Below are 9,260 nucleotides of genomic sequence, written 5' to 3'. Positions count from 1 at the left end.
ATCTATGAAACTGAGATACATAAACTCAGATTATTTAGTGGCTCCAGCTTTCAGTAACTTCACAGCATTACTGTCAACCAACATAGAGCCAACACGTTTCGTCGTATAGAAATGGACAAACGGTTTGTTGGTGTATGGGTCACGTAACATACGAACACCAATACGATCAAGAATAGTGTAACAGCGATTGAAGTTACCAAAAGCAATCGGCACAGCATCAGCAGAGACATCAGCAAATTGCTCATTTTCTGCAATACCATACCCTAATAATGCTGAAGGTTGCCCTAATTGCAGACCGGGTTGCCACAAATAATTACCTTGAGCATCTTTCAGTGTACGAACTTGGAATAATGTATTGTTATTCATCATAAATTTAGCACCTGTACGATAAACCTTTCGCATGGTGTAAATCAATTTCATGATTTCATCCGCGGTGATTTCTGTCGGTTTTTTCAATAACAAATGCTGTAACTTACCCCACTCACGCTCTTTATCGCCTTTATCGTCACTGCCGTATGCCAACAGGCCTTTAGGCTTTTTAATACCGTCACCGTGGGTAAATACCGCTTCTTCCTGCTCCGCAAATTCTGTGGCTAACTCACTGGTGATGAATTGCTCAACATTAAAAAAGGCATCATCAAGCATAGTTTGAGTAGCAGCAGGGTTGCCGTAAATTTCTCCCCATACAGGCTCAATAGAGGCGAGTTTTGATGTGTTGGTTTCAGGGCGTTTATCCACTTCACCCACCCATCCACTATTAGTGCCACCTTGATTAATCAGGCGTTTAAACTTCTCTGTGCCAACCGTAATCACATTACACTCTTGGCGCATAACCACTTCATCACGCAATGCCGTAATGATATTACGATCCAGTTCTTCGGGTACCGCATAACCGCCGTCAGGATCTGAACCGACCTGCATTGCTTTACGCTCTAATTCCGCAAGGCCATCATCTGTACCTTTACGCACAAATAATTCAAACGCGGTTTTATGCTTAGAGACATCTTTATTCGTCACGTTACCATCTGGACGTTTTACTGAAGCAAGTTCCGCTTCTAAATTGCTTTTTAATTCATCCAGCTCTGATAATTTTTCATTTAAGGTATCAACGGTTGCTGATAACTTACTTTTTTCAGCTTCAATCGCATCGATACGTTTATCATTCGACTTTTTAAATTCATCAAACTGACCTTTTAATTCCTGCGCAACTTCACTGACGTCTTTATGATCAATAGCCATAATTTTTCCTTTATTATTTAAAAATAGATTTCAATGTTTCTAATGCTTCTTGCTCAACATCACGCAGAGAAAGTGCATCGTAGCCTTTGGCCATAAAAGCCTTGGCTTGTGTTCGCGAAAGCCCAACATCGCGCAGGACTCGCTCAATACTTTTTTGTGTGGGTAATTCACCACGAGCAAATGCCGACTTCACATCACTGACTCGCGCTTCATCATTGGAAGGAAATGTCACTAAGCTGACTTCCCATAGGTCGATTTCTTTCAGTAGAAAGGCATCTTTACTGCGGTCATATTCATAATCTTTAAGAATGTAACCAATAGAAAGGCCGGAGAGTGATCCGGCTTTCATATGAGCATGTGCACGTTTAGATAAAGGATCGTCATCAATTAACAGGCGCCCTTTTACATAGAGTCCGGTGCTGTCTTCTCTCATTTCGGTATAAATACCAATAGGCTCAGCCATTTGGTGTTGCCAAAGTAAGGCAGGTAATGCACCTTTTTCTTTCCACTGACTCAGGGAATTAAGAAAAGCCCCCGGCATCACAATATCGGCATAACTGTCTTTTACCCCGAAAACGGAGCCGTAGCCTTCAAACTCGCCAGAGTCACTAACAGACTTAATTTTCAATGGCACATCAAGCCGTTGTTTGGTCATCATCGGCATGCGCTTTCTCCTCTTGTTTTTGGGTTTCTGGCTTAGTGGTCATGTTCATCGGTGTGAGATAAATATCACCACCCTCACGAGGATTTAATTCTTCGAGTTCACGACATTCATTAGGCGAATAAATCCCCCAGTTAATGCCTGTTGAGTAGGCTTCAAATCGCGATTTCATGTCACCACGTAATAAAGCACCAGTATTAAATTTGGCATAAAAAGTCCCTTGCTTACTGGCTTTTACTAGCCCTGCATTAATACGTTGCTCTATACGAATAAGGTAGGGAACAAGTGAGTAGTTAATAAAACCAATACCCAAGTTTTCAATGTTATTGAATGTGGCGCGATCGGTGTTTTGCACCATATGAAGAGGAACACGAAAAATACGGCAAATTTCCTCTAACTGAAACTTTCGTGTTTCAAGAAATTGCGCATCTTCAGCCGATAAACTGATTTGTTGCCACTTCAACCCCATTTCTAAAATCATCGGTTTGTGTGCATTGGCTAACCCTTGGTGCCGTTCACCGAAGTCAGATTTCAGTCTTTCGTAAGCATCATCTTTTAGATATTGATCCGTTTGTAATACACCACTTGTCACCGCACCGTTTCCAAACAAACGCGAACCATGCTCTTCGGTGGCTAATCCCAAACCAATAGCCTGACGTGCATAAGCGATTGGGCTTAACCCCACTAAACCATCAAGAGTAAAAATCCGTACATGCCAGATTTCTTGCTGTGTCAGTGTTTCACTTTTACCATTTGGAAATGTCACCTGATACTCAGGCTCCCATTGGCTATTTAATTTTGGCGTGACACAACTAGGATCGAGAGGTAGTAATTCAACCACTTCGCCTAAGGCGTACACCTTATAAGCATAAAAATTCCCCCTTAAACACAAACAGGCAATTAATAGTTCCCAAAGCTCTTGTGGTGTCATGTAATTATTGGGCTTAACCGCCAGTAATTTGTGTAACCGTTCTTTGGTGGCGCGTTTATTTCCTCTTTCTAATTGTTCATATAAAGAGCATGGCAACATCCCTACCGATTCTGCAAGAACACGAATACAACTAAATACAGAAGTCAGTTGCATAGCGAGTTGTGTACTCACTCTTCGACCAGAATAAGTGTCATAAGTCAATCCAATTAACTCACTCAGTTCTGATGAGGTCATCTCTTTCTGAGATTTCTGAAATAACCCAGGAAAAAACATTATTCCTCCTTGTTATTTCTAGGTTGTCCAAGCGCTCTTGAAACAAGGTATGACCATAAAAGGCACAGTAAACCCGCGCAAATATACCCTATCGGTGGGTAGATTAACCAAGCGCCCCATGACAACAAAAAGGCACCCGCAATCCCAACCAATAAGGCTGTTATTGTTAAAAATTTCATTAAATTTCCTTAGAGAGAGCGTAAGCCTCGAGAAGCGAGGACATCAGAGAGGTTTTGTTCCTGATCTCCACCATTCACCAATAATCGACTCATGCCTGTAAATAGTGCAACAGGGCCGTCAATTTTTGCCTCGGGTGTGGATTTATTAGGGAAAATATTGTCGTTTTTGTCTGGTTTAACCGTAACGTTCGACATCATCCAGTTCATGACAGGGTGTTGGCCATGATGAAACTTACCTGCATAAACCAGTGCTTCAATCTCCTTCATGGATTCGGAAAAGTTACGAACCGTTTGAGCAACCTCAACAAGGGGTAGCCCTTCTTCAGCGAGTGACAAACTAAATTGTGTCGCACTCCATGGGTCAAAACCCAGTTCGTTTAAGTTCTCACCCGTCACCCATTCAATAATTTCTTCTTTAATTTGAGCATGATCAACAACTTCACCATCGGTTAACGTGAGATACCCCATATCGGCCCATTTGCGATAGAGTTCCGCCATTTGTTTAGAGCAACGCTCAAGCCGGTCTTCGGGTAACCAAAACTTAAAATCAGCATGAACATGACCGTTATCAGGTTGTTTCCATACTTTAGCTGCCGCACAAATATCAATTTTATTAGCAAGGTCAACACCGACCCATAACGGATAAGTTTGTAATTCCTGTTGTGATGCGAGTTCAGGCGCACTATCCCACTTCATCATATCCATCCATGAAGATTCAGCCGTGACCCAAATATTCATGTGTTTAGTGAAGAAGTTAATCCGTGCAGAAACCTGCTCTTTGGCTTTCTTGGCTAGGCGGCGTAAATCATCCCAGCGCTTACAAACACCGAGACCCGGATTCGCTTTTTGCCACACGTTCTCATCAAAAGGATCATCGCCTTTATCTAAGGTGTAAATAATCGCGAAAAACGAGTCATCATCCACTTGGCCACGAAGCACTTTAATACCGTAATCCCGTAGTTCGTAACAAATCCCCTCTTTATTAAAGCCAGCTGTGGTGATCCCAAAAAGAAGAGACTGCAGACGCGCACCGGTGGCGGTTTCTAATACATCCCATACATCACGAGTTTTGTGTGCATGCAATTCATCAACAATGCCACAATGAATGTTCAAACCATCAAGGTTATTGGCATCACTGGAAAGCGGTTCAAACTTAGAGGCGGTTCTTTCTTGATAGATAGCGAGTTTATTAAACTCAAATAAACGTCCCAATGTCGCTTTGGACTTCTTCAGCATATTCTTCGCATCTTCAAATACGATACGAGCCTGATCACGCGTCGTAGCTGCTGAGTAAACTTCGGCACCGCCTTCACCATCGGCACCGGTCATATACAGCCCAATACCTGATGACAATGTGGATTTTGCATTTTTACGTGCAACTTCGTTATAAGCTGTGCGAAAACGACGGACAAAGACAACATCACCATCTTCATCTATAACTTCTTTACCCGTTTGTTCATCAATTAACGGAATAACAAAGCCAAAAATATTAATTAAGATAAATACATGCCAAGGCATTAAATTAATGGGTTTACCGGCTAATGCCCCTTTGACATGAGGAATAAAATTGTAAAAATCGAGTATGTGCTGTGCGCGATCTTCAATGAAATAGATGCCACGCTCAGGCCCATGCTCTAAATCATTCAAAAACCGTTGGCACGCTAAACGCACCAGTTCGCACGCAACAATTTCTCCAGCAACCACCTGTTCGGCGTACTGAATTCCATCTGCTACGATTGCCATTCATCATTTGCGCTTTTTCAAAAATGCCTCAAAAGGATCTTCTTCGGCGGGAGTGTTCATAGTGACTTTTGCTCGAGAAGCGGGAGTCATACCAAATTCACTTAACATGGCGCGAATACGTTTCCATGCATCAGATTTCATAGCGACTGCTGGGTGAGCTTTTTTTAATTTATCCCCCATCGATGACATAACATCGTATGTATAACCTTCTTCATCGAGTGTCTCGCAATGTTGTCGATACTCAACATAGGCTTCGACCAACATTTCTAATGCTTTAGCATCAAGTGTACTCATCACACCTAATGCGTTTAATTCTTCCCCTATTCGTTTAAACCAATACTTTCCCCGCTTATCAAAATACTTCGGAGTTGGGGGTACCCCTGAGGGGGGCTTTGGCTCTTTTTTATTAATCGGTCGTTTTGATGGGTTCCCCCTCACTAATTGCAGATGTGACGGGGTTTTAGGCGGTCCAGCCATAATAGAAATCTCCTATCAATAATCGCTTGGGGTTCCCCAAAAAAAGTTTTCTAACCTGCGGTGATGTGAAAAGAGGTAAGGGGGCGGTCCTAGGTGGCGAGAGTGGTAGGGATTTGACCCGCCCCTCCTCTCTGTGCATTATAATTTCAATATGAAATTAAATATTTTTATAACTTTATTTAATTGTTATATATCAATATATTAGGTTTAACATTAGATTCTTTCTTTTGCTGTCTTAGTTCTATGACAGGACCAGCACAGGCTTTGTAAGTTATCTTCTGCATCGGTACCTCCATGTGCTTTAGCAATGATATGGTCAACTGTTTTGGCTTCGGTTGCTCGCCCAGCTTTTAGGCACTCCTGACATAGATACTTATCACGCTTGAGTATACGTGCTCGTAACTTATCCCAGTTGGTACCATACCCACGTTGATGACGAGACTGACCGCGCTGGTGGGTTTCCCACCCTAGGTTTTGATGATCTTCACAGTAACCATTACGTTCTGTTGTTGTCTTGGCGCATCCCTGTTTACGACACGCTCTTGGTATTCGAGGTGGCATGATTATTTCTTTTACTTCTGACTATACGGCAATACACCGAAGCCTTTTAATAAAAGTGCTTCGAGTAGCTATCTTCATATTGATAATTAGCATCTTGATTATAATGTGTAAATTATACTTAATTCCTTTTCGCTAACTAGAATCCCATTAGTTTTTTTAATATATTTAGTTTTATTCAGTACATCAGGATTGTTCTGAATAAATTTTATAATCCAATCAATACTACTTTCTAAAAAATCCAAGCTGGACTTTAACATTTTTTTTTCACTAATATCATCAAGGGTATAACCACTAAAATTAAATCCAATTGTTAGGGTTTTTCTATCAGGTGAAATTCGAGGTGTAATAATTTTGTTTTCTATTAAGTTATCACTATAATAGAAAACTCTCTCATAATGCCCAATTAATATTTTATTACGTTTAATTATTTCTGATAAAATCCAAAAAGAAGTTGATGTATGATAACGTTCTTTTCTTATTTGGTTTTCCAAAAAACACCACAATAAATCATAAAAAAACCTATAATTCTTAGTAGGTTCTGATGAAAATGCCAGTTCAAACAATTCGGCTGTTTCAGTAGCTATCTCCTTTTTAAAATTAATGTCAAAATAAAGATAATCGTTTAGGGAAATCAAATTACCTTCCCCCTCAGTCCAACCAACTAGTTTAATACTTTTTTCATCAAAAATGTTCATATAGCTAACCATAAGTTTCCAATATATTATTTATATTTAAAATATATATGAATAAATTAACTATACAACTTTATTGCACACACTCCGTTCTAATATAATCTTGTAGCCCTAATATCACTTGCTCTGACTCTGCAATTCGCTCTCTGAGTAACCAATAATTTCGGATAGTGGTCTCAGTAGGTCGGGCGGTGGTTGCATCATCCATGCTGGTGGTGGGATTACTGGTGCTCTTTGGACAGTTGGCTTTGATGTACACCCGCTCAGGATTACGCTCACTAATATCACGCAAGCGACTAATTTCATTCTTTGCATTAACAAGCTCCTGTATGTGTCTTGTATCAAGTTGATTTAGTCGCTCTATGCGAACTTGATAGTCAGCATTGATAGCCTTTTGCTCTTCGAGTGTGGACATAAGTTCTTTGTTTTTTTCTGTCAGTGCATTAATTCTTTTCGCTTGTGCATTAATCAGAACGCAACCACCAGCAACAATACCCATTATCACAATGACAATGTAAAGTTTCCAATGCTTCATAATTAGTACCGATAATGAGAGAGAGCTATCTGACAGCGCTTTTCTAAACTGGCTTTATCATTAACACATGAATTATCAATTGAGAGATAAATGCCACCAGCAACCGTGATAAGTAATACGAGGATAAAGCTGATAACGATGATTAAAGGTTTCCATGACATAGTGCTGACTCCGCATCTCTACGACTGACTAGCCCTCGCCACACTTTTCCACCCGCATAAACCCAGCGCTTCATTTCTTCACAAGCGCCATACTGATCACCTGCGTTTAATTTCTTTAGTAATGTAGAGCGTGCAAATGCTGTGGTACCCACATTGAAAGCAAAGGAATATAGGGAGGCTTTTGTTTTATCATCTACCGGCACTTTAACCAGGACATCAACTTGTTGTTGCGTTCTGATAAAGTCTTTCTGAAGTAACTCGTCACATTCTTGCTGTGTGTATGTCTTACCTTGAATAATGTCTTTGCCAGTATGGCCATAACAAACCGTCAGAACACCTGCAACATCTCGGTAAGGTTCATAGCGAACACCTTCAAAATAACCAATCACTGTTATCGCAATACTTACCGCACCAGCACTTGCAACTGCTACTACCTTCTGTTTTAGATTCATTAAATGTCCTTTTTAGCTTTAGTCAGCATCTCGCCAACTATCTTTTCTATGTCTTGCGGATCACTAGAACAATTTCGATGAACTAATTCAGCAAATAACGCTGTTCGTTTCCGTTGTTCTCGCTGTGTCATAAAGTAAGTTGCTAATCCAAGGAGCATGCTGAATCCCATCCCTATTACAAACCCCCATTCATAAAGTGAAAGACTTGCAAAAAAGGCAGTTAAGCCAGCTGTTCCGTAGGTAGCATTGGTCAATTTTTCCATGCGCATATACACCCCCTACGGAGTGTCCGTTGATGATTAATGTGAGTAAGTTAAACGTGAAAACATTAAACTTAAGTTAAAGTGATAGGTCAGCCCAATGTAATTAACCGGAGGAATGGCTGATTTACTTCGGTGTGAGAAATTAAATGACAACAAAAAATGTAAATTATAATTTTACCTCTAACGTAAAAACAGAAGAGGAACTATTAGAAGAAATTAGTGTTTTAAAGTTAATAATAACGCTTTTAGTCAATAATTTACCAACAGATGATAGGGCGTTACTTATAAAAAATTTGCAAAAATTTCCTAATCAAATAACAAGTAACTACATTAAAAATTTCAAAATAATTGACGAATGATTTCATCATACTTAACAGGCTACAGTGATAGCCTGTTTTAGAAGAAAAAAGCTTATCCTGATAACCTTCTCTACCATGAAACAAATTAATCTCTTTTGTACTTTGCTATAATAACTTCTCTTGATTCAATCATAATATTTCTTAATTCAATTCTTAATTGTTTCACTAACAAACGATCAAGACAGTCCACAAGATCAGCATCTAAGCGGGCGTATTTTTTTAATTCTTGAATTAAATTATTTACATTAATAACAAAAGTTGAAAACTTTGCTTCATATTCATCATGTTTACTTAGTAGTAAAAGTAATTTCTGTACCCCAAACTCAACATCTCTCTCTGATTCATAGGATCTTTTTATTGATCCGATACAGCTTCCTCTACGCAGTTCACAATTTAATTCTATATTTGCAATTAATATTGTTGAATCAGTTACAAACCCAGCCAAAGTGTTGCGAAATTCCATAACCCATTCATCTTTAGCTTTTAATGTATTTTGATATTCCGCCAGTCTATAATTATTTTTTAATGCATACCAAGCAATAAACGATGGAATTAGAGCAGCAAAAAAAGAACTAATCACTGTTTCCCATGAAAAAGATGTTGATACCAATATTTTAGGTAATTCTTTAATTATCACAGATAGAGTATTAGTTATTTGTTCAGTGGAATTAGACATTATTATATCCATTTAAGATTACTATTATTAAGTATAAAAGCTATACATTACAGCTAAT

14 protein-coding genes are annotated in these 9,260 nt (G+C 39.3%); 1 reads left to right on the top strand and 13 read right to left on the bottom strand.

Features of this window, described 5'->3' with window-relative positions:
• Positions 1–30: 30 nt before the first annotated feature.
• From DK861_RS18030 to DK861_RS17980, 12 genes are all read right to left on the bottom strand, one after another.
• A complete protein-coding gene (locus DK861_RS18030) occupies positions 31–1,239 on the bottom strand; it encodes a phage major capsid protein (RefSeq protein WP_109400959.1) in 1,209 nt (402 codons plus the stop codon).
• Between the two features lie 13 nt (positions 1,240–1,252).
• The gene (locus DK861_RS18025; protein ID WP_181879874.1) at positions 1,253–1,897 is read right to left on the bottom strand and encodes an HK97 family phage prohead protease; all 645 of its coding nucleotides are present in this window, start codon (positions 1,895–1,897) and stop codon (positions 1,253–1,255) included.
• Complete coding sequence (locus DK861_RS18020; protein ID WP_109400958.1) at positions 1,875–3,104, bottom strand: phage portal protein; 1,230 nt, start codon at positions 3,102–3,104, stop codon at positions 1,875–1,877. The genes DK861_RS18025 and DK861_RS18020 overlap by 23 nt, the downstream gene beginning before the upstream one ends.
• Complete coding sequence (locus tag DK861_RS18550) at positions 3,104–3,283, bottom strand: hypothetical protein (RefSeq protein WP_109372933.1); 180 nt, start codon at positions 3,281–3,283, stop codon at positions 3,104–3,106. Before DK861_RS18550 ends, DK861_RS18020 begins: the two co-directional genes overlap by 1 nt.
• 9 nt (positions 3,284–3,292) lie before the next feature.
• A complete protein-coding gene (locus DK861_RS18010) occupies positions 3,293–5,026 on the bottom strand; it encodes a terminase TerL endonuclease subunit (RefSeq protein ID WP_109400957.1) in 1,734 nt (577 codons plus the stop codon).
• 3 nt (positions 5,027–5,029) lie between these two features.
• Positions 5,030–5,503, bottom strand: a complete 474-nt coding sequence (locus tag DK861_RS18005; protein ID WP_087803123.1) for a phage terminase small subunit P27 family — start codon at positions 5,501–5,503, stop codon at positions 5,030–5,032.
• Positions 5,504–5,716: 213 nt separating this feature from the next.
• Entirely contained in the window at positions 5,717–6,064 is a 348-nt protein-coding gene (locus DK861_RS18000; RefSeq protein WP_109400956.1) for an HNH endonuclease signature motif containing protein, read from the bottom strand.
• A 98-nt stretch (positions 6,065–6,162) separates the two neighbouring features.
• Entirely contained in the window at positions 6,163–6,759 is a 597-nt protein-coding gene (locus DK861_RS17995) for a hypothetical protein (RefSeq protein WP_162556795.1), read from the bottom strand.
• Between the two features lie 70 nt (positions 6,760–6,829).
• Positions 6,830–7,291 (bottom strand): lysis protein, encoded by a 462-nt coding sequence (locus DK861_RS17990; RefSeq protein ID WP_109400954.1) that lies wholly within the window; start codon positions 7,289–7,291, stop codon positions 6,830–6,832.
• Positions 7,292–7,293: 2 nt separating this feature from the next.
• Positions 7,294–7,452, bottom strand: a complete 159-nt coding sequence (locus DK861_RS18355; protein ID WP_204101285.1) for a hypothetical protein — start codon at positions 7,450–7,452, stop codon at positions 7,294–7,296.
• On the bottom strand, positions 7,434–7,904 hold the full coding sequence (locus tag DK861_RS17985) for a lysozyme (protein WP_109400953.1): 471 nt from the start codon (positions 7,902–7,904) through the stop codon (positions 7,434–7,436). The genes DK861_RS18355 and DK861_RS17985 overlap by 19 nt, the downstream gene beginning before the upstream one ends.
• On the bottom strand, positions 7,904–8,173 hold the full coding sequence (locus DK861_RS17980) for a bacteriophage protein (protein WP_036904926.1): 270 nt from the start codon (positions 8,171–8,173) through the stop codon (positions 7,904–7,906). The genes DK861_RS17985 and DK861_RS17980 overlap by 1 nt, the downstream gene beginning before the upstream one ends.
• Before the next feature lie 140 nt (positions 8,174–8,313).
• Between DK861_RS17980 and DK861_RS17975 the strand changes: the two genes are divergently transcribed.
• The gene (locus DK861_RS17975) at positions 8,314–8,526 is read left to right on the top strand and encodes a hypothetical protein (RefSeq protein WP_109400952.1); all 213 of its coding nucleotides are present in this window, start codon (positions 8,314–8,316) and stop codon (positions 8,524–8,526) included.
• Between the two features lie 85 nt (positions 8,527–8,611).
• Here DK861_RS17975 and DK861_RS17970 read toward each other — a convergent pair whose 3' ends face one another.
• Positions 8,612–9,202, bottom strand: a complete 591-nt coding sequence (locus DK861_RS17970) for a hypothetical protein (RefSeq protein WP_109400951.1) — start codon at positions 9,200–9,202, stop codon at positions 8,612–8,614.
• Between the last annotated feature and the right edge of the window lie 58 nt (positions 9,203–9,260).

It is taken from the genome of Proteus sp. TJ1640, from assembly GCF_003144445.1.
Classification (GTDB): Bacteria; Pseudomonadota; Gammaproteobacteria; order Enterobacterales; family Enterobacteriaceae; genus Proteus; species Proteus penneri.
The sequence above is the reverse complement of the archived record's forward strand: the minus strand, read 5'-3'. Positions and strand labels throughout refer to the sequence as shown.

Bases quoted from the DNA above. Each gene is read 5' to 3' on its own strand.
- DK861_RS18030 (WP_109400959.1), bottom strand. From the start codon at position 1,239: ATGGCTATTGATCATAAAGACGTCAGTGAAGTTGCGCAGGAATTAAAA.
- DK861_RS18025 (WP_181879874.1), bottom strand. From the start codon at position 1,897: ATGATGACCAAACAACGGCTTGATGTGCCATTGAAAATTAAGTCTGTT.
- DK861_RS18020 (WP_109400958.1), bottom strand. From the start codon at position 3,104: ATGTTTTTTCCTGGGTTATTTCAGAAATCTCAGAAAGAGATGACCTCA.
- DK861_RS18550 (WP_109372933.1), bottom strand. From the start codon at position 3,283: ATGAAATTTTTAACAATAACAGCCTTATTGGTTGGGATTGCGGGTGCC.
- DK861_RS18010 (WP_109400957.1), bottom strand. From the start codon at position 5,026: ATGGCAATCGTAGCAGATGGAATTCAGTACGCCGAACAGGTGGTTGCT.
- DK861_RS18005 (WP_087803123.1), bottom strand. From the start codon at position 5,503: ATGGCTGGACCGCCTAAAACCCCGTCACATCTGCAATTAGTGAGGGGG.
- DK861_RS18000 (WP_109400956.1), bottom strand. From the start codon at position 6,064: ATGCCACCTCGAATACCAAGAGCGTGTCGTAAACAGGGATGCGCCAAG.
- DK861_RS17995 (WP_162556795.1), bottom strand. From the start codon at position 6,759: ATGAACATTTTTGATGAAAAAAGTATTAAACTAGTTGGTTGGACTGAG.
- DK861_RS17990 (WP_109400954.1), bottom strand. From the start codon at position 7,291: ATGAAGCATTGGAAACTTTACATTGTCATTGTGATAATGGGTATTGTT.
- DK861_RS18355 (WP_204101285.1), bottom strand. From the start codon at position 7,452: ATGTCATGGAAACCTTTAATCATCGTTATCAGCTTTATCCTCGTATTA.
- DK861_RS17985 (WP_109400953.1), bottom strand. From the start codon at position 7,904: ATGAATCTAAAACAGAAGGTAGTAGCAGTTGCAAGTGCTGGTGCGGTA.
- DK861_RS17980 (WP_036904926.1), bottom strand. From the start codon at position 8,173: ATGCGCATGGAAAAATTGACCAATGCTACCTACGGAACAGCTGGCTTA.
- DK861_RS17975 (WP_109400952.1), top strand. From the start codon at position 8,314: ATGACAACAAAAAATGTAAATTATAATTTTACCTCTAACGTAAAAACA.
- DK861_RS17970 (WP_109400951.1), bottom strand. From the start codon at position 9,202: ATGTCTAATTCCACTGAACAAATAACTAATACTCTATCTGTGATAATT.